The sequence below is a fragment of the Alkalibacillus haloalkaliphilus C5 genome (assembly GCF_000269905.1).
Lineage (GTDB): Bacteria > Bacillota > Bacilli > Bacillales > Alkalibacillaceae > Alkalibacillus > Alkalibacillus haloalkaliphilus_A.
On the sequence record NZ_AKIF01000037.1, the window covers coordinates 1 to 20,035 of the forward strand.

Consider the following 20,035-nt stretch of genomic DNA (forward strand, 5'->3'; position numbering starts at 1 on the left):
GAGAGCCAATGTAGCATTAGTTGATATTAGCTCTGAAGCGTTAGAGAAAGCAAAACAATTATTAAATAACTCAAGTAATGTATTAACGATTCAAGCTGATGTAACTGAAGAATCAGATGTTAAAAGTTATGTAGAGAAAACAGTTGAAACATATGGATCAATTGATGTGTTTCTTAACAATGCGGCAATTGCAGGACCAGCTATTCCAATTAAAGATTTAGAGAAAAAGCAGTTTGAAACTATTATGGATATTAATGTAACAGGTGTGTTTTTAGGGTTAAAATATGTGATCAATCAAATGGAAAAGCAAGGGTATGGTAGTATAATTAACACAGCCTCCAATGCAGCTTATATCGGGTCTGCAGGCATGGCAGGATACATTGCCTCAAAGCATGCAGTAGCCGGAATTACAAAAACAGCTGCACTTGAAGTTGCAGACAGTGGCATTCGAGTCAACGCTGTAGCACCAGCAGCCATTGATACGCAAATGTTATCGGGTATTCAGCAAAATGTTAACCCTGATGACCCAGAAGGTGCTGGAGAAGCGATCAAACAAGGGATCCCACTAGGAAGGTTTGGTACGCCTAAAGATGTTGCGGAGATTGTTTTATTCTTAGCTTCAGATCGAACTTCATTTGTAACAGGTTCATTATATAATGTTGATGGTGGTATGCAAGCGGATTAACAGTTTAATTTTAAGTAGTAAGTTGTACGGCTAGTCAACAAGAGATTTTTTTTAGTTGAAGTAGTACTATAAAACCTAATAAAAAGGAACTCTGTGATCACAGAGTTCCTTTTTATTAGGTTTAATTCTCGAAATTAAGATCCCCAACTAAAGGTAACTCTAAGTAACTTCTAGTAGGAGTTATTGTTACTTCAGTCTCTGTTATAGGTCGAATCGTGTGGTCACGATCACTAGCCATTATGACAATTCCAATTGATGATCCTTCATTAAATACATAATCATGGGCTTGCATGTCCCATTTGAATGTATAATCTCTTCCAGGTACTAGACTAATAGAACGTTCAGGGCCATAAATGTTCTGAGCGTCCATCCAACCTCTTGAAACAATAGTAAATGAGCCATCTTCATTATAATCTACGAGGTAAGCGGTTAAGTTAGAAACCGGTTGGTCAAGGTTTGCACGAATACTCACTTCGGCATTACCACTCATTCTAACTGAAGAGCTTAACGGGTCTGACGTGTAAACTAATCTGTGATCATGAGTATCATCTGGGTCCGAAACGAGACTTTCTGGGTTTGTGTTTGGTGCATCTACTAATGAGTGAGTTTCATGAGGCTGGTTTGGTACAGGTGAATCTTTTAGCTCTCCTAAATTCTCTTCTGTCGGTTGGAAATGTAGTTTAGTAGTATTAGCGTCTACATGTGGCCAACTATTTTCTTTATGCCATGTTCCATCTTCTCTTTGAATATCTAAAGTTGGCTCATCCATAATACCGTTGTCAATTCCATATAACCAGTAGTCAAACCAAAGATGAAGGGTCTCCTGATATTCAGAAGTTCGAGGGGCACTATGACCACCTTGGTGTAGGAACATTTTTCTTGGTACATTGTGATCAGATAAAGCATCCCACCATTGTGCAAACTGGTTGGTACGAACATTCAGGTCGTTTAAACCATGTACAACAAGAACACTCGCTTCTACTTGATCTACATCATTTAAGTAATTACGCTCATCCCAAAATTCGTTGTAATCACCTGTAATACGGTCCTCATCTTCGACCATCTCATCAAGAATTGGATCACAAACTTCAGCGTTATTTCGAGTCATCACAGCATCAGCTAGGACACTAGCATCTTCACCTTGGAAACCTCCAGGTGCGACAACTGCCCCATTAGCACGAAAGTAATCATACCAATTACTAATGGCTACAACAGGTACAATAGTTTGAAGTCCTTCAACACCTGTAGTTGCTACAGCGTTAGCTAAAGTGCCATTGTAAGAAGCTCCAGTCATCCCTACTTTACCAGTCGACCAGTCAGCAGCAACTTCATCTCCATCATCATTAAACGCTTTAGCGTCTCCATTTAACCAATCTACAATAGCTTTAGCACCTAAAGTTTCATTGGGGTCTCCAGTTGTCGCACAACCTGTGGACGAACCACTGCCAATACTCTCAGCTAAAATAACAGCGTAACCTCTAGGAACATAGAAATTTCCTAAGTTTCCTAGGTTTTGAGGAGAGGACATCGGCTTACCATCATATGTCCTTCCATATCCTTTACCGTTGTGCGGTACAGGGGGGGTTAAGTCATGATCTACATTAAAAAAGTTAAGTGGTCTGAGTCCAGCGCGGTATGGGCTCACTTCTAGTATGGTAGGGATTTTAATTTCTTCATCGGTATTAGGTCTCATAACTTGTATAGAGACCACGTCATTTTCTCCAGTGCGATCACTATCTATTTCTGTTTCTATCCACAAATTTTCAATAATAGCATTCTCTGTTGAGTATATAGGAGCTGTTTTACCCTCTTCTAATTCAATAGCAGTTGTTTCAGAATTAGTTTCTGGAACTAATCCATTTAAAGGTAATTCATTATTGTACTCCTCAGCAGAAAGGCTTGGTATAACTAAGGAGCTGGCTAAAGCAAATCCAATTGTAATGCCTAGTAGCTTTTTCACGAATATGCCTCCTAACTAACTGTTATAGGAAGGGGTTAAGTTAAATTTGACCTTAACCCCAAATTATTACCTACCGTTTCCTTGACCAGGTCCAACATTTACAGAAGTTGAATCAATTTGTTGTTCATCCGTTTCTGACAAAGCCGTAAAAATAAGTTCACTAGGTTTTAAGTCTTGACCTGGTTCTGGAATCTCAACAAATACTGGTATATCAACAGTTTCCCCTGCTTCTACTTCAGCAAAGTTGTTTAGTAGTCTATAATCTAATCTTGTTTCCGTTTCTACATCAAATCGAATGATATCTGTCTCTTCACCAGTATTGGTTACGCTAAAGTTGTACTCAGCAATTCTTCCAGGTGCAGCGTGTTCGGTTGTACTTTGTTCAACCGTTACACCTCTTTCATAGGGTCCAGAACCATCCAGGTGACGAACAGCTAAACGATAAGAGAGAGCACCGTCTTCTGATTCGAGTTTATCCAGGATATAAAAGTGAAGGCGGTTATGTTCATCCACATATTCATTTACCGCACCATCACCTGTTCCTGCTTTAAATAAGGCATTTGAAAGTTGTTGATAGTCACCTAATGACAACAACTCTTCACTACCATCGGGACGTAAAAAATCTACCTCTTCTATTGCCTCAGGGTGTGAGTCAACCACCCAAATATTCGGCGCAGCTTCACTATCCTTCGTCTTGGCAATTAATACACCAGAATCAGGTTGAAATGAGTCGTAACCTACACGGTCAACAACTTCAATCGTATAGTTGTCATACCAACGCTCGCCTCGCTGCATATCAGCGCGATAATCATCCTCTAAATAATTTCTTGGGGTATGGTCGACCATCTCGATGTTAATTCCATAGTTTCCTTCGCGACCAAATGCTTCACCTGAAGGTACAGAACGGGCTAAAACATCTGTAAAAATCGGCCCTGTATTCTCTAGTTCATCACGGTCAATGCTAATATACTGCTCTTCATCTAAGAAACCTTGCTTTATCTTGTTTCTAAGCATATGGTGTGAAGGTGCAGAGGCCCCTTCATAAGAAGGGATTGTCCATCTAGTGTGGTTTCCACCTGGGCCATTAAAGGCTCCACGACTCATTAATTCCCAAGGTCCTGAGTAGGTCCTAGAAACTGGATCAGCATAAGGGTTATTATAGTTATCTAGTAAATCCATAATATGACCGAACTCATGAGCAAATACAGCCATTCCGCTGCTTTCACCTTGAATAGATATCCCTTGTCCTATATTGGCTCTTGGCCAAGGAGCAGCTGCAGCCCACCAAGATGTCCAAGGAACATATCTTGTATTAGCCCAATTTGTTAGTTCAGGATATTGTTCTTTTAAATAATCAGGTGGACCAAATTCATCAGGAATATCTTCAGGACTCTCAAACATCATTTCACCGAATTGTTGCCAGACATCTGACTCACCATAGCCGGCATGAACGATAAAAGTGAAGTCATATTCCTCACCTGTTGCAGCCATATCTTCTTCAGCTGCTTCAAGGGCATGGTTCATAATGTTATACGTATCATATCCATCTGGCATATTTTCTTGTTGTCCAAATTCGCCCATGCCATATTGCCAGTAGTTATAGTCCATTTCGTAAACACCAAAGGAAGTTAGATCAACAGACCATTTACCAAAAGAATTCTCTCTCCAAAAGCTATCAATTGTTGAATAATTATTTATTTCTTGAGGTGTATTTAAGTAGTTTTCCCACCATTGTGGTAGATCATCTCGAGGAATTTCACCTATACCAACTGGGTTTCCTGCGGGATCAGAACCTCGGGTTGAGATAAGATAAATTCTTGATCTGGGAAATCAACGAGGATAAGTGCACCATTTATTTCTAATTCAGGTTCAATCTGATCAGCTTCATTCCAATCGATTCCAGGAACAGATTGATAATCCTCCCAAGTCATATCTCGTGGTAATTGCCATGTTTCTTCATCAATCGGTTCTGGAAACTCAGTTAAGCCTGGAGTTCCTTGTTCTGTGGGCTCTGGGGTGTCCGCAAGTGTGAAGGTAGTCGTAGATGAAAGTATGAGTAGTAAACTAAGGAGTAGACTGATTGTAATTTTTCCTAGTTTCATAAAATCACCATCCAGTTTAATTTGTAATACGGATTCCTTTTTCATGTTGGTCTTTGGGATGGGGGAAGTCCATACTACTTTCTTAAAACAAGTAAACTAATTCACCCCCCTTTATAAAAGTTAAGTTGAGCACATACTAGTAACAATCTATTTAACTAGTAAATATGTTTTTTTCATAGTAACATAACAAGATATATAACATTTAGAAAATTCTTAAATTGGTTAAAACGTAATATATTTCGTGTGTAGAATTACCTATAAGTTATTTGAAGAGGGATGATGCTGGAGCATATGTCGTCAATATAACTTTTCTAAAAATTGACAAAATTATGAAAACCACTTTATAATAACGATACATTAGGACAGTAGATTGATTGAGGAGGGATTTATATTCATAAGTTAATTAAGAAGAAAGTTACTATTCTATCACTAGTTTCTATTCTATTATTATTTTATTACTTATTCTTCCCTCTTATATTATCAAGTTCTTTACCTGAACAACATGTGTTGTTCTTGCCGTTAGCGTGGGGTTATGTATTTTTAGTTTTCGTTATTACTTGGGGCTCTGGCGTTCTATATTCTTACTATATGAAACAAATAGATCGAGAAGTAAAAATAGAGCAAAAGTTTAAAGAGTAGGAGAGACAATGTATGAATATAACATACTTGGTATTCTTCATTATTATATTAATCGGCACATTAGTCATTACTCATTGGGCTGCAGAGAAAAGTAGAACAGCCAATCAATTTTACGTAGTATCGGGTAGTTTGACTGGTTTTCAAAACGGATTAGCTATTGCTGGTGATTACATAAGTGCGGCATCTTTTTTAGGTATTATAGGGCTAATAGCTTTTTATGGTTATGATGGTTTTTTATATGGTACGGGGTTTTTAATATCTTATGTTTTTCTGTTGTTATGGGTGGCTGAACCTATAAAGCGTTTAGGGACATATTCTATAGCTGATGTGGTAACAGAGCGCTTCTCAAAGAGAGGCATTCGTTTAATCGTTGCAACTACTGGTATTTTAATATCTATTTTATATATGATCCCACAATTAGTAGCGTCTGGACTATTAATAACATTGCTATTAGGAGTTGATTACACAATATCAGTATGGGTAATTGGTGTTTTTATGACGTTATACGTTGCCTTTGGTGGTATGGTGGCAACATCTTGGGTACAAATTATTAAAACAGTATTATTAATGGGTGGTACGTTACTCGTTGTATTTATATCATTATCATGGTTTGACTGGGATTTATCTGGTTTGATGTATGAAGCTAAAAACCAAAGTTTTTATAGTGATTCATTTTTTTATCCAGGTCACTTATTTAATCAACCAGTTGAGAAGGTCTCCCTTATGCTTTCTCTCATTTTAGGTACTTCTGGATTACCTCATATACTACTTCGTTTTTTAACAGTTAAGAATGCTAAAGAAGCTCGATTATCGGCGATGTCAGCAACTTGGGTAATTGGGTTATTTTATTTGATGGCACTCGTACTAGGTGTAAGTACGGTTGCAGTAGTAGGTTGGGAACAGTTGTTTGAGGCAGATCCAAGTGGAAACTTATCAGCTTTGTTATTGGCAGAGGTTGTAGGTGGAGACTTTTTAGTCGCGTTTGTGATGGCAGTTGCGTTTGCTACGATTGTTGCTGTAGTAACAGGTTTAGTATTTGCTGCAACCTCAGCATTTTCCTATGATATTTACTATCATCTTTGGAAGGGAAAGAATGTTAATGAAAAGCAACAGTTAAGAGTGGCACGAATCGTTGCAGTAGTTATTGGAATTATTTCGATTAATCTATCAATTGGTATGCAAGGTGTTAACGTTGCCTTTTTAGTTTCAATGACATTTGCAATCGCTGCTTCAACGGTTTTTCCTCTGCTCATTATGACGTTTTATTGGAAACGATATAGTTATATCGGTGCTTATGCAACAGTAATTACAGGTGGTCTCATGTCATTCTTATTAATTCTAGTCGGTTCAGAAGGTGTTGGGTTAATTAGTTTAAGTAACCCGGCTATTATTTCAGTTCCTTTAAGTTTTATAGCTGGAATTATAAGTTCATTATTATATAGGACTGATTCAGAAACAGATGATTTATTCATGATTCGTGTACATCTTGATGATCAGGGGGTCCCACCGAATGATTGATGTTATGATTTTATTATTTGAACGGATTGGTCTCCTGCTTTTAGTCGTATTTATGTTGACACAAATCCCGGGGTTTCGCTCATTACTCGATAGAGATATTGCATGGGATACAATTGTTTATCATGCACTCGTATTTGGTGTAATGGGAGTATTAGGAACACACATTGGAGTCATTATGAATTATGAAACAACTATTATTGTAGATTCATGGATTTTGAATGTTGAAGAAGAACAAGTGCTCATAGGATTTGGGGTAGTTGTTGTTATGATTGCTGGGTTGTTAGGTGGACCTTATGTTGGCTTGGGGTCTGGTGCAATAGTTGGTATTTACATGGTCTTTATGGGTGGGGAAGCTTGGTTGGCAAATAGTCTTATTAACCCCGTTTCAGGTTTAATGACTGGTTTGACGGCTAAATTCTTCTCAGATGAACGAGTTATAGCTCCCAACAAAGCATTATTTATTGGAATTTTTCCTCCTGTCTTATATATGGGAATGATTTTAATTTTTAACTCTAATCAACAGTCAGGTGTAGAAATAGTAGACCGTATTGGTATACCTTTAGTTATAACCAATGCGATCGCTCTTGCTATTATTATGATGATGATTCGATCAGCATTAAATGAAACAGAGCGTGAAGCAGCGTTAGAAACGAACAGGGCGTTATCCATTGCTGAACAAACTTTACCTATTTTAAAAGGTGAATCGCTTGAGAAAAACGCAGGGCCATTAGCTGAGCTGCTTTATAAAGAGTTAGATGTAGCGGCAATAGCTATTGCTGACCAACAAAAGGTGCTGAGTTTCGTTGGGGAAGGAGAAGATCATCACAAAATAGGAGAACCTGTTAAAATGCGATTATCTAAAATAGCCATGGATACGGGTGAGTTGCAAGTTGCTTATGATAAGAGTGAGCTTCAATGTATGTATAAGTCTTGTCCTCTACAAACGGCGATTATGGTCCCAATCTATTTATCAAGGGAAGTAATTGGTTTAATTAACTTATACTTTCCAAGTTCACAACAATTACGTGCGATTGAAATAGAACTGGCTAGAGGTTTAGGAACGATAATTTCTAACCAAATTAGTGGCTATGAAGCGGAAAGAATGAAAGAGTTACTAAAAGAAGCAGAAATTCGTAATTTACAAGCACAAATAAATCCACATTTCTTGTTTAACACGTTTAATTTAATTCATTCTTTAATGCGGGTTGATCATGAACAAGCACGCCGAATACTCGTGAGCTTTAGTCAATATATGAGGGCTAATTTAAATATTGCCAGTCGCTCTCTTATTCCGTTAGGCGATGAGCTTGAACATGTTAATACTTATTTGGATATTGTTACAGCTCGTTTCCCAGATCAACTTAAAGTAAAAAAAGATATCGACCCTAATGTTTTAGATGCTTTAATACCTTCTGCTACTTTACAACCACTCGTTGAAAATTGTATTCAACATGGTTTAAAGCACCATAAAGAAAATGGGCTCGTAGTCGTAAATATTAACCAGTATCGTGGACATATTTTTATAGAAGTACGAGATAATGGTGTCGGTTTTTCAGAAGACGTTCTCCCTTCACTTGGGAAGGTGACCTTTTCAAGTGAAGGAAACGGGATGGCGCTATATAATGTGAATGAAAGGTTAATTGGTATTTTTGGGGAAGAGAGTCAACTTTATTGTCGTAACTTAGAAAGTCAAGGAAGTTCTGTCTCGTTTATTATCCCAATTCAATATGAATAGCTTTCACAGTAGAAAGGATGAGTTGGTGACAATTCAAGTATTAATTGCAGAGGATGAGCAGTTTGCTCGAGAAGAGTTAATTTATCTTTTAAAACAAATATATGATGTAGAGCTTTGCCCAAGTGCTAAAAATGGTAAAGAACTTTTAGAATATTATAAGTTGTACCTTCCGGATGTACTATTTATTGATATTCATATGCCTAACTTCAGTGGTATTGAAATCGCAGAGAAAATTCGTACTAGCAACCAAAACCAGCCAGCCATTGTTTTTACAACAGCTTATGATCATTATGCTGTAAAAGCATTTGAACTACAGGCAGTTGATTATTTGCTAAAACCTTTTGATCAAACTCGTTTCGAAAAAGCTATGGGGAAAGTAAGAAGAGCATTACATAATCAGTCTAATTCATCCAAACAACGGTTAGATAAGCTCGTTATATCAACAAATGAAAAAATGGTTGTGTTGAAGCCAGAGGAAATTGGTTACGTTGAAAAAATCGACCGTATGTTGAAAATTCATACATTAACAGATGAGGCCATTGTGACGAAAATGACCTTAAAAGAGTTAGAAGAGAAATTAAGTGCCTACCCTTTTTATCGACCTCACCGGAGTTATTTAGTTAACTTAGATGCAATTGACGAAATTACACCTTGGTTTAATGGGGCATATAACATAGTCATTCGTGATTCAAAAATTCCTGTAAGTCGATCATCTGCTAAAGAATTTTTTGATCTCCTTGAGAGTATTTAAGTTAATCATACTGCATTTAAAACAGGTTCATCTACATTTTAAGTAGGCAATTAAACATTTCAGAGTAAATTCCAATTGAATATCAGTAAGTCTAATATACTGAATACAAAAGTTAGAGTATTCAGTATATTTATTTTTGTAAAAATGTAAGCGTTTTCTAACTGATCCTCTAACAAATAAGCAGGAAAGGGTGATGATTGTGGGACAAAAGAAAACGTTAGATGAAAGGCAGAGATGGTATTGGAAAAAGAATATACGGTTTATTCTTTGGTTATTAGTTATTTGGGCTATTGTAGCTTATGGCGGTGGTGTACTATTAGCAGAACCCTTATCTAATGTGCAATTTTTTGGAGTATCTCTATCTTTCTGGATTGCACAACAAGGCTCAATATTGGTCTTTTTTCTTTTAATTTTAATTTATGCAATTCGAATGGATCGTTTAGATAAACAGTATGTCCAGTTATTAAAAGCAGACAAGGAGGGGTAAACATTGAGTGTTGAAGCAATTACTATTACGTTAGTCATTATCACTTTTCTAATTTATACAGCGATTGGCTGGTGGTCTAGAGTTCGAGATACGTCTAGTTTCTATATTGCGGGTCAAAATGTTCCTACTGTAGCAAATGGTGCTGCAATTGCAGCGGATTGGATGTCTGCTGCTTCATTTATATCAATGGCCGGTTTAGTCGCTTTCTTAGGTTATGACGGTACAATATATTTAATGGGATGGACAGGTGGGTACGTCTTATTAGCCTTGCTATTAGCACCTTACTTACGGAAATTCGGTAAATTTACAGTTCCAGACTTTATTGGAGATCGTTTTTATTCGAGTAGTGCACGTGCAGTTGCTGCAATTGCCACAATATTTATTTCACTGACTTATATTTCTGGACAAATGCGCGGTGTTGGAATAGTTTTCAGTAGATACTTACAAGTTGATATCATAGTCGGAGTTTTAATTGGAATGGCTATAGTTGGTTTTTTTGCATTACTTGGTGGTATGAAGGGTGTTACTTGGACTCAAGCGGTTCAATACTTTGTAGTCATTATTGCTTTTTTAATTCCAGCCTTTGCAATTTCGGCTCAGTTAACCGGTAATCCAATACCACAGGTAAGTTTCATAACGAGTGATATCGTTGAGAGATTAAGTCATATACAAATTGACCTTGGAATGACAGAATATATGGCACCCTTTACGGATTTGTCCATGATCAACGTCTTTATGATGACTCTGGCACTCATGGCCGGAACTGCAGGTCTTCCACATGTTATAGTTCGCTTTTATACAGTTAAAAGTGTACGTGCTGCTAGATGGTCTGCAGTATGGGCAATTATTTTTATCGGCTTACTTTACTTAACTGCTCCAGCAGTTGGTGCCTTCGCAAAATATAATCTAATCGATACAATAGCTGATCAACCTTTAGAAGAAGTACAAAACATTGATTGGGTAAATAAATGGGAAACGACTGGTTTGTTAGAGTTTAATGATCATGATGGTGATGGAGTTATTAACTATACATCAGGTGAGGCAAATGAGGTTTCAATTGATGGAGATATCATTGTTCTTTCAACACCAGAAGTTGCAAATTTAGCCCCATTTGTTATTGCACTTGTAGCAGCAGGTGGGCTTGCCGCAGCTTTATCGACAGCTTCTGGTTTATTAATTACGATGACAAGTGCAGTGTCACACGATATTTATTATCGGATATTTAATAAAACAGCCTCAGAAGCCCAACGTCTGCGGGTCGGTCGTATTACATTATTTATGGCTTTATTAGTTGCAGCCTACGTCGGGATAAATCCACCTGGGTTTGCTGGTGAAGTAGTGGCATTAGCCTTTGGTTTAGGGGCAGCTAGCTTATTCCCGGTCATTTTACTAGGTATCTTTGATAAACGGATGAACAAAGAAGGTGCTATTGCTGGTATCTTAACCGGGTTATTATTCACCTTGATTATGATTGGATCTATATTATCAGAATCAATCTTCGGTACAGATGGACCTTTATTAGATAGTTTCTTTGGAATTAATGCTCAAGGTGTTGGTGTAGTTGGCATGATGTTAAACTTCATTGTTAGTTTTATCGTATCACGTTTGACTGCAGAACCACCTAAAGAAATTCAAGAACTGATCGAGAACGTTCGTGCACCTGAAATTGACGAAGATGTAAGTGAAAAGGATTAGAAGTGATGGAGGGAATAATTAAATGAACTGGACACTCATATTAGGTTGTTTAGCCTTGATCGTTTATATCTTAAGTCCATGGATGAATGTAAAAACCGTTCAAAGAGCAATTGGTGTTACGTTGTTTTTACAAATTTTCTATTTGGTTGGTCATTATATAATGGAATGGCCATTCCCAACTCCATTAGTACTAGTACAATTATTAATTGCATCTAGTCTCGGAGTGGCATTGGGCGTTTGCTTCTCAAAGATTTGGCCATTACCACTTAATAAAGGATTTGAACGTGTTTTACGTACATTTCTAATTATCATTCCATCTTTAGGTTTCGGTATGGGGCTACAAATATTGCTTCAAGGTGCGTTTGCCACTCAAGCTATATATTTGATCTTTGCCTTAGCAGCTTGGATTGGTTCCGGTCAATTTGTTCGGATTAATGAGGAACAGAAGAAAGAGGTAAATACTCAAGTTATAAAGAGTGCCTCTTGAATTTGGCGCTAGACTGCCTAAAGGTAATTAACTCTTGGGCAGTTTTTCTTGAACACATAAACGCCGATCATAAGGATAAGATAATGGGTGACTTCTAATGATGGAGGAATTCAAATGACTAAAGATTCAAAAGCACCTAAAGCAAAACGAAATAACGAGCCTAAAACGCCTGATGAACAAAGAAGAAGAAAAGGCAAGTCCAATACCCGTAATACGAGAAGTTAAGTTCGATAGCACCCTATAAAATGGGTGCTTTTTTCTTTGTTAAAGTTTCGTTCATAGCTTCATTTCTATGATAGAATGAAACAATGAATTCTCAGGCATAGGAGTGGAACGAGATTGAACAAAAAAGACATAGCTAACATTAAAAAACAGTTTAAAGTCAATAATGATCTATTATATATCCATGAAATCTTTAACGTTTATATTATGAAAGAATCGAGCGAAATTTATCATCATCAAAGCATGCCGTTTGACCTATTAGAAGAAGAGCAACAAGAGTTGTTCATGAACAATTTCAAAAAAGTGTTAACCGGTCAATTAGATGAAAAGATATTTGAGTTAACATTCCAAAAAGGCGTTGAAAATAGCAGTCAGCTCATTTTACATCAAGGCTTACTTAGTCAAGGGACTGAAGAGTGGAAAGAGCAAATGCTTAAGCTTGTCGAGAAAATGTTGAAAGATAAACAATATGAAATGGATATCGTCGTTACGTTTATTCGAGCTGAATTTCGCAACCCAACGAAAAAGCGTAGTGAAGAATCAGATGAAAGTAGTCATGATACGGTTTATTCGCATCCATTTATTTTATGTAGTATGAATCAAACGCAAGATCCGAAAAAAGAATTGTTGTTTGATTATGTCCAAAAAGAATTTAAATATAACATTGTCGTTGATCCGGTTATAAACTTACAAAAGCCGATTTCAGGATTTTTATTTCCAGCGATTACAGATAATGCGTCTGATGTGAACCATATCCTTTATTCGTCAGGAAAAGCATATGAACTTGACTACCATTTTATCGAAGAGGTGTTAAATGCTGAAGAAGCGGTAACTGCTCAAGAAGATAAAATCGTTTTTGAAGAAGTGATTCGAAAAGTAGCTGGTGACCAAATAAATACATCGACACTCTCAAGCGTTTACGAAGAGGTAAATCGTGTCGTTGAGGAAAGTGAAGAGGAAGAACCGCCTAAGTTAGATTATAAAGATGTTGAGCAAGTATTAAGAAGTAGCGGTGTAAAAGATACCGAGCCAGAACAAGTTCAAGAAGCGTTTAAAACGGTCATTGACGATGAATCATACGAGTTAAAAGCGAGCAACGTCGTACCAAAGTATAATTCGAAGTCGATCAAAATTAAAACGAAAGTAGCTGATATCTCAGTCAGTCCACAAGATTTAAAGTATGTCCGTCAAACGCAACTCGGCGGAAAGCTTTGTTTGATGATTGAAGTTGAAGAAAATACAGTAATTGAAGGATTTGAAATGATTCCTGAAACGTTGTTAAAGAAAGTAGAAGATGAGAGCGAAGGCGAAGGGTAAATAGTTCATAGAACAGGCCTAGAAGCTCATTGGAAGACAGCAGAGGCTCATAGGCGACATTCTCTAACAATAAAAAGGCCGGCCGCCAATAGCCGGCCTTTTCACATTTTAAAACAGTAATACTGCAAATACTGTTGTGACAAGTAAACCAATAACAACTGGAATAAAGCTTTTTCTTACTAAGTCAATAATTGAGATCTTCGCAAATCCGGCAATTGCAATAATTGGTGACCATGCAACAAGTGTACCGCCACCTACCCAAATCGCGCCCACTTGCCCAATTGAGGCTAGTGTTGTTGCGTCCATTCCAGTCGTTGAGCCTAATGCTTCAGATAAAGAACCGATTAATGGAAGGGCTGAAAATCCTGATCCGTCAAGGCCAGAGACCATCCCTAACAGTAAAACGCCAAGGGCAGTGAAGAAATTGTTATCTGGAATATAAGCCTGACTCGCTTGAACTAAGTCGAATAAGAATGATGGTGTCGTGTCGGGATTAGTCCCTAAAATGTCTGCCGCTAATTGTCCGCTACCAATAAAGAAGAATGCTGCAACTGGAATAACGAGTCCCATAACTTTAAAAGCGAAAACAAACCCACTAACAATGTGCTTACTAACATCTTGTAATGTACTTTTGTAATTTCTAAATAGTGACATGATGATAATTAAAATTAATGCTGTACCACCAACTAAAGAAGAACCTGCGCCGTCTTCAATTGCAGGAATGAAATCCGAGAATGTCGCGACCACTACATAAGCTACGATAATTAAAAAGATAACAGGTACTATAACGGCAAATATTGGGCTATATTTACCTTTTTTAACTTCTGTATCTTTTACGCGAATGTTTAAGTCATCATCTCCACTTTCTTCCCATTCCGTTAAGTTTTGTTGTGATGGTTTTTTAATATGTTTACGAATCATAAAGTAAGCAATCGTAATGGAAACAATTCCAGCGACTAACGATAAAATTAGCGTCACTTCCCCAACGTCTCCAGATGAAAGGGCTGGGCTACTTGAGGCTGTTAATTCGGGTGCTACTTTTAAGATGAAGTCGGATGACAGTGCCATGCCGTGGCCAGCTAATGAAATTGCAATAGCAGCTCCTATAGGTGGAAGCCCTGCTTTAATGGCAACAGGAATCATGAGGGCACCAATTAACGGAACAGCTGGTGCTGGCCAGAAGAATAACGATAAAAAGTATGTGACGATCACAAGTACCCAGAATGCTAACGGTCCATTTCGCATAACTTTTTGAAAAGGTTTAATCATTTGTTCATCTGCGCCGATCGATTGAATTGACTTAAGCAAGGTCGTCATAACCGCAATAATTAAAAAGATGTTAAATAACTGAGTAGCAGCTGTTAAGTTTGCATTGAAGATTGCTTGAACGCCATCTAGAAAGGAACCTGTAAAAGCCCAAGCTACAAATAAGACCATGACTAAAGCTGGTACGACAACATTTTGTCTAAATAACATCGTTAAAATAATGATGAGTGTACCAGCTAAATATAACCAATGCGCTAAGGTCAGCTCCATGCTTTTAACTCCTTTTCGTGAATATAGTAATTCTTGCCTATTCGTATGCGCTGACTTAGGCAGGTGTTACAGTTTCTACCTATATTATTTTGATGTACATAAACAGCTTTACTTGAGGGAATTTAAGTAATAATAAAGGAGTTGGAACTATGTACTTATGTCCTTTGTGTAATGGCTTAGAACAGCATTCATTTACATGCTCAAAATGTGATTCACATATAGATGATCAAGGAAAAGTTACAGACTTCTTTGATGACTACAGTGCTTATATGGATATTGCATCGATGAAATTGTTAGATGGTGATCGTGAATCGAAAGCAAACCATCAATGTTTACATTATTTTTATTGTAAAGATTGTCATGCAGAAGAGGTTAAAGCGATTAATGAAGAGGAGATTTTTCAATAAAGCGTGAGCATAAATTTAGCTCGTCCAATTTTTATGTAATTCAAGCTTAATTCACCGATGCCAAAATTGTTTATAAAAACATTATTAGGCGGCGGCCAATTCAAAGTGCTACGTGTCTAAATAAAAAAGCGAGTCCACTCTCATTGAGTAGACTCGTTATTTATGTTTAGACAGCTTTAAGAAGTCTTTGGTTTATTTTGTCATGTAGTTCTTTAACAGAGAGGCCTAATGCTAAGGACAGCTCTTTGAATAGAATACCTTGGATCGTCGTTAGGTGTTTGTTGTCTTGTTCATATAGCTTTTTGCCATCGTTTTCGAGTTCATGCTTTTTCTTAATAAGTGTATTAATCACTTTAGCGATGTCAAAGCGGTCCCCGTTGTTTACGATTTTCTTATAAGTCTGTGATCGTAAGTTCGGGTTATCAATCCATTCAACGCCATCTAAATAAAATGACTCCAAGATTTTTTCTGCTTCTGGCTTCTTAATTAATTCTTTCATCTTGATTTTGTCGTTATCTACTGGTGCATTGATCGTCAGCTGTTGTTGATCATTCTCTAGTGGGTGTAGTACGTAATAATCTTTCGTAACACCGTTAATTTTCATACTATTAATACCATCAATCCGACAGATACCGTGACTAGAGTAAATAACTAAATCGCCAATGTTTAACATGACTAAAACCTCCTGAATGTACAGCCAAATTTATTTGACCATTATTACTATTTTAACACTTTAGTAGACAAAAATCAATTCGTTAACACTTACGATGAAAGAAGTCACCTTTATTAGTGAAATTGGGTTATATTACCATTGAAACAATTCGCTATAATTGATATAGTACTAATTATAGAGAAGTTATTCTCTAACAACCAATTCTGCGTTGTTCGTAGTATCATTTTGTCTTAAACCTATAAGATCTAAAAGGGAAACTTAAATTTTAAGCTGGACAACACGCCTGTTAGTCAGGACGTTGGAAGGTTTAATGCGGTTACCCACCTGCCAATGCGGGTTAAAAAGGCAATCGAATTACGACATCATGCGGAATGGTTTATATTTTATTAAATAATATAATCCAACCCTCTTCATTAAGTTGAAGAGGGTTTTTAATATGCGTTTATTTAATCTTTTTCAACTCTTTCATAACCCGGGAAATGGGTAAACCTACGACATTATAATAATCACCAATAATTTGTTTAACGAATATTGCACCTAGGCTTTGAATGCCGTAAGCTCCCGCTTTGTCGTAAGGATCGTTGGTATCAATATATTGCTCGATTTCTTCTTCTGATAATGACCAAAATTGAACTTCTGTCTTTTCTACATGGACTACTTCTTCCTCTTTACTACGAATCATAAAGCCAGTATATACTTCATGAGTATCCTCACTTAACGCTTTGATCATGTTATAAGCTTCGTGTCGATCTTTCGGTTTCTCAAATATAGAATTTTGATAAGATACAACTGTGTCAGCTGATAAAATGATTTCATCATCACGTTCGATAGGTACGGCTCTACCTTTTAAAATCGCTAATTGTTTCACTTTCTCAACAGGGTCATCGGTTTTAATTTGTGATTCATCTACATCTGGTTTACGGATAGTAAAAGGTTGGTTTACAAGGTTTAACAGCTCCTGTCTCCTTGGAGAAGATGAGGCTAGAATTAATGTTTTAGACATGTACAAAAACCTCCTTGTCGTCACGGTTTTAAATTGATAGTATGGTTAAAATATAACATATAAACTTACATATGATTAACAAAAAGAGGAAGCGATCGACGTGGAAGAAACAATCAAAAAAGAGACGATTAACGTATTAGACGTTGAAGTTTATTGCGAACATTCCATAAATGAAAAGCCCCCAATCATTTTAATTCACGGCTTTTTAGCATCAACTTTTACTTATAATCAAATCGTACAAAGCTTATCTAGACATTACTCGGTTCTATTAATTGATTTACCTGGATTTGGACGAAGTGAGAAATCAATAACGTTTAACTATTCCTTTGAAAATTATACGAAGCTCATCTTAGCGATTATGGATTATTTTAAATTGGAAGATGCCTTTTTTGTTGGGCATTCAATGGGTGGTCAAGTGTCATTGAACGTGGCAAAATATGCTCCTCAACGTGTGAAGAAAATCGTTCTGTTATGTAGTTCGGGTTATTTAAAGAAGGCTAATCGGTTTTTACGTTACGGTTCTTATTTGCCATTATTTCATTGGTACGCCTATCGCTATTTTCAAAAGAAAGATGTGCGAGGCGTCATGGAGCGTGTCTTATATGATCATTCGCTAATTACTGATAAAATGATGGAAGAGTACAAACGGCCGCTAATGGAACAAGATTTTTATAAGTCATTATTAAGGTTATTAAGACATCGAGAAGGTGACTTATTAACTGAAGAGTTAAAGCAAATTAATACACCGACATTGCTGATTTGGGGTAAAGAAGACGAAATTGTCCCATTGAAGATAGGGGAAAAGTTAAATGAAGACTTGCCGAATTCTGAATTAGTAGTTTATGAAAAAGCAGGACATCTAATTACAGATGAACGGCCAAAAGAAGTGTATGAGCAAATAGTGAGTTTTGCAAAGTAAAACGCTTGGGACGTGTGTCCAAGCGTTTTTGACTTTCTATCGTAAAATTTAAGCGTTCGCTCGTTTGAAACTGAATGTCGCTAAAATAATCATGATGATGGTGAATGCAGCAATAAAGAGAATCTCTTCAAAAATTGTCACTTGTCTACCAAATACGGTTAAGTTTAAACCCATTGTCTCCATTACAGTTTCTGATAAGTTTTCAACATCTACCATAATCTTCTTCATAACATCAACACCGTAAGTTACAGGGTTTAATTTCACGACAACATCTAACCATGCTGGCATGTTATTGATCGGAAATAATGCCCTGATAAGAAAATCATCGGTAAAACGATAATGTTAACAATTAATTGAAATCCTTGTGTTGAGTTTATAACGCTGGCAAATAGTAAGCCAACACCTGATAAAGCAGCGCCTAATAAAAACATAAACGGAATCACTTGAATAAGTGACCATAGATCATAAGATAGACCAAGTATTGGGATTAAAGCGAATAGTAGGATACCTTGAATTGTTGAGACCGTTGCAGCTCCTGCCATTTTCCCAACAGCGATGCTTACTCTTGAAATCGGTGATACTAATATCTCCTTCATATAGCCATAATTTTTATCCTCAATGACAGACATAGCTGAGAATACAGCAGTCATGAGTAAAGTCATAGCGACGATGCCTGGGAAGACAAACTCAATGTAGTTAAACTCGCTTGAATCAACTCCAATATTTTCAACCATCATCGATTCCATCGTGCCGCTCAATCCACCACCAAAGATTAATAAGAATAAAATCGGCATCGTAAATGAGCCGAATAATCTGGCTCGATCTCTTAAAAATTTAGTCAAATCACGTTGCCATATGGCAATAATACCTTCCATTGTATAACACTCCCTATTCCCCTGAAGATTGTATTTCTCGTCCAGTAAACGCTAAAAAAACGTCATTTAACGTAGGTTTACGAATATTAAGTTGCGTAATTGGAATCTCTAAAGTTTTAATAAATGACGAAATAAAGGCGTCACTACTTGCGACTTTCAGATGAATGGTGTCTCCATTTACAGTAATATCAGCATTATCGACTTTTTCTTCAATTTCTTTTAATGCTTGATTGTTATCTTCAGTTGACAGCTCTATAAGGTCGCCGCCTAGCTGATCTTTTAGTGCTGTTGGTGAGTCAATGGCTATAATTTCACCTTGGTCCATAATGGCAACACGATCACTAATTTCAGCTTCGTCTAAATAATGAGTCGTTAAAAACATCGTAATCCCTTCTTGTTCTTTTAGTTTTAAAATATATTTCCAAAGGTGTGCGCGAGTGTTCGGGTCTAACCCTACTGTTGGTTCATCTAAAAATAATACTTTTGGATAATGTAATAAACCTCGGGCAATTTCTAATCGTCTTTTCATACCGCCAGAATATTCTTCAACACGTTGATCTTGTTCATCGACAAGATCAACAATTTCAAGCACCTCATGAATTCTGGTGTGACGTTTGTCTTTGGGAACATTATAAAAGCGACAATGAAGCATAAGGTTCTCATTGGCAGTTAATTTTTCATCCAAGGTATTTTCCTGAAAAATAATTCCTATACTTGATCGAACATCATCTTTCTCTTTATTAACATCGAAGCCGTTAATAACAATTTGACCTGAAGACGGTGGTAACATCGTACAAATCATGTTTATCGTTGTACTTTTACCAGCACCATTTGGTCCTAGAAATCCAAAGATTTCTCCTTCTTTAACATCAAAGTTAATACCTTTTACAGCATTAACTTTTTTATATGATTTCTTTAAGTCTTTAACAGTAATAATTGAGTTCATGCCGCTCCCCCTTTTCAGTTTTAAAAGTTATGCTATAATAACTATTAACTATTATAAACGAAATGTCAAACGATATTT

Annotated in this window: 19 protein-coding genes and 1 other RNA gene; 11 read left to right on the forward strand and 9 right to left on the reverse strand. The window is 36.8% G+C overall.

The window, feature by feature from the left end:
• The coding region (locus tag A194_RS0105860; RefSeq protein WP_017185928.1) for an SDR family NAD(P)-dependent oxidoreductase at positions 1 to 685 on the forward strand (685 nt) is incomplete at its 5' end.
• A 121-nt stretch (positions 686 to 806) separates the two neighbouring features.
• Here A194_RS0105860 and A194_RS0105865 read toward each other — a convergent pair.
• The 3 genes from A194_RS0105865 to A194_RS20725 form a co-directional block, all read right to left on the reverse strand.
• Positions 807 to 2,645, reverse strand: coding sequence for a Xaa-Pro dipeptidyl-peptidase (locus A194_RS0105865; protein ID WP_017185929.1), 1,839 nt, complete (start codon positions 2,643 to 2,645; stop codon positions 807 to 809).
• A gap of 66 nt (positions 2,646 to 2,711) precedes the next feature.
• Positions 2,712 to 4,253 (reverse strand): immune inhibitor A domain-containing protein, encoded by a 1,542-nt coding sequence (locus tag A194_RS17535; protein ID WP_100214261.1) that lies wholly within the window; start codon positions 4,251 to 4,253, stop codon positions 2,712 to 2,714.
• Between the two features lie 152 nt (positions 4,254 to 4,405).
• Positions 4,406 to 4,747, reverse strand: coding sequence for a hypothetical protein (locus A194_RS20725; protein WP_100214262.1), 342 nt, complete (start codon positions 4,745 to 4,747; stop codon positions 4,406 to 4,408).
• Between the two features lie 651 nt (positions 4,748 to 5,398).
• On the opposite strand from A194_RS20725, the gene A194_RS0105875 reads away from it, so the two are divergent.
• The 7 genes from A194_RS0105875 to A194_RS0105910 all read left to right on the forward strand — a co-directional run bounded on the left by A194_RS0105875 (position 5,399) and on the right by A194_RS0105910 (position 13,598).
• Positions 5,399 to 6,904: a solute symporter family protein gene (locus A194_RS0105875; protein ID WP_017185930.1), complete on the forward strand. Its 1,506-nt coding sequence runs from the start codon at positions 5,399 to 5,401 to the stop codon at positions 6,902 to 6,904.
• The gene (locus A194_RS0105880) at positions 6,897 to 8,639 is read left to right on the forward strand and encodes a LytS/YhcK type 5TM receptor domain-containing protein (protein WP_017185931.1); all 1,743 of its coding nucleotides are present in this window, start codon (positions 6,897 to 6,899) and stop codon (positions 8,637 to 8,639) included. Before A194_RS0105875 ends, A194_RS0105880 begins: the two co-directional genes overlap by 8 nt.
• 25 nt (positions 8,640 to 8,664) lie before the next feature.
• Entirely contained in the window at positions 8,665 to 9,390 is a 726-nt protein-coding gene (locus A194_RS0105885; protein WP_017185932.1) for a LytR/AlgR family response regulator transcription factor, read from the forward strand.
• A gap of 193 nt (positions 9,391 to 9,583) precedes the next feature.
• The gene (locus A194_RS0105890) at positions 9,584 to 9,877 is read left to right on the forward strand and encodes a DUF4212 domain-containing protein (protein WP_017185933.1); all 294 of its coding nucleotides are present in this window, start codon (positions 9,584 to 9,586) and stop codon (positions 9,875 to 9,877) included.
• Positions 9,878 to 9,880: 3 nt separating this feature from the next.
• Positions 9,881 to 11,572, forward strand: coding sequence for a sodium:solute symporter family protein (locus A194_RS0105895; protein WP_017185934.1), 1,692 nt, complete (start codon positions 9,881 to 9,883; stop codon positions 11,570 to 11,572).
• Positions 11,573 to 11,594: 22 nt separating this feature from the next.
• The gene (locus tag A194_RS0105900; RefSeq protein ID WP_017185935.1) at positions 11,595 to 12,059 is read left to right on the forward strand and encodes a hypothetical protein; all 465 of its coding nucleotides are present in this window, start codon (positions 11,595 to 11,597) and stop codon (positions 12,057 to 12,059) included.
• Positions 12,060 to 12,398: 339 nt separating this feature from the next.
• Positions 12,399 to 13,598 (forward strand): DUF4317 domain-containing protein, encoded by a 1,200-nt coding sequence (locus A194_RS0105910; RefSeq protein ID WP_017185937.1) that lies wholly within the window; start codon positions 12,399 to 12,401, stop codon positions 13,596 to 13,598.
• Positions 13,599 to 13,706: 108 nt separating this feature from the next.
• On the opposite strand, the gene A194_RS0105915 is transcribed toward A194_RS0105910, so the two are convergent.
• Entirely contained in the window at positions 13,707 to 15,134 is a 1,428-nt protein-coding gene (locus A194_RS0105915) for a hypothetical protein (RefSeq protein WP_017185938.1), read from the reverse strand.
• A 149-nt stretch (positions 15,135 to 15,283) separates the two neighbouring features.
• Between A194_RS0105915 and A194_RS0105920 the strand changes: the two genes are divergently transcribed.
• A complete protein-coding gene (locus A194_RS0105920; protein ID WP_017185939.1) occupies positions 15,284 to 15,541 on the forward strand; it encodes a hypothetical protein in 258 nt (85 codons plus the stop codon).
• A 166-nt stretch (positions 15,542 to 15,707) separates the two neighbouring features.
• Here A194_RS0105920 and A194_RS0105925 read toward each other — a convergent pair whose 3' ends face one another.
• A complete protein-coding gene (locus A194_RS0105925; protein ID WP_017185940.1) occupies positions 15,708 to 16,214 on the reverse strand; it encodes a CarD family transcriptional regulator in 507 nt (168 codons plus the stop codon).
• Positions 16,215 to 16,411: 197 nt separating this feature from the next.
• Here A194_RS0105925 and ssrS point away from each other — a divergent pair.
• Positions 16,412 to 16,591, forward strand: a non-coding RNA gene (gene ssrS / locus A194_RS19720) — 6S RNA.
• Positions 16,592 to 16,656: 65 nt separating this feature from the next.
• Here the strand turns inward: ssrS and A194_RS0105930 are convergent.
• Positions 16,657 to 17,217, reverse strand: coding sequence for a Maf family protein (locus A194_RS0105930; RefSeq protein WP_017185941.1), 561 nt, complete (start codon positions 17,215 to 17,217; stop codon positions 16,657 to 16,659).
• A gap of 100 nt (positions 17,218 to 17,317) precedes the next feature.
• Between A194_RS0105930 and A194_RS0105935 the strand changes: the two genes are divergently transcribed.
• Positions 17,318 to 18,136, forward strand: a complete 819-nt coding sequence (locus A194_RS0105935) for an alpha/beta fold hydrolase (RefSeq protein WP_017185942.1) — start codon at positions 17,318 to 17,320, stop codon at positions 18,134 to 18,136.
• 48 nt (positions 18,137 to 18,184) lie between these two features.
• On the opposite strand, the gene A194_RS21155 is transcribed toward A194_RS0105935, so the two are convergent.
• The 3 genes from A194_RS21155 to A194_RS0105945 are packed head-to-tail and all read right to left on the reverse strand — an operon-like array spanning position 18,185 to position 19,957.
• A complete protein-coding gene (locus A194_RS21155; RefSeq protein ID WP_337442951.1) occupies positions 18,185 to 18,424 on the reverse strand; it encodes a hypothetical protein in 240 nt (79 codons plus the stop codon).
• Entirely contained in the window at positions 18,409 to 19,011 is a 603-nt protein-coding gene (locus A194_RS17540; protein WP_337442952.1) for an ABC transporter permease, read from the reverse strand. Before A194_RS17540 ends, A194_RS21155 begins: the two co-directional genes overlap by 16 nt.
• A gap of 13 nt (positions 19,012 to 19,024) precedes the next feature.
• A complete protein-coding gene (locus A194_RS0105945; protein WP_017185943.1) occupies positions 19,025 to 19,957 on the reverse strand; it encodes a daunorubicin resistance protein DrrA family ABC transporter ATP-binding protein in 933 nt (310 codons plus the stop codon).
• Between the last annotated feature and the right edge of the window lie 78 nt (positions 19,958 to 20,035).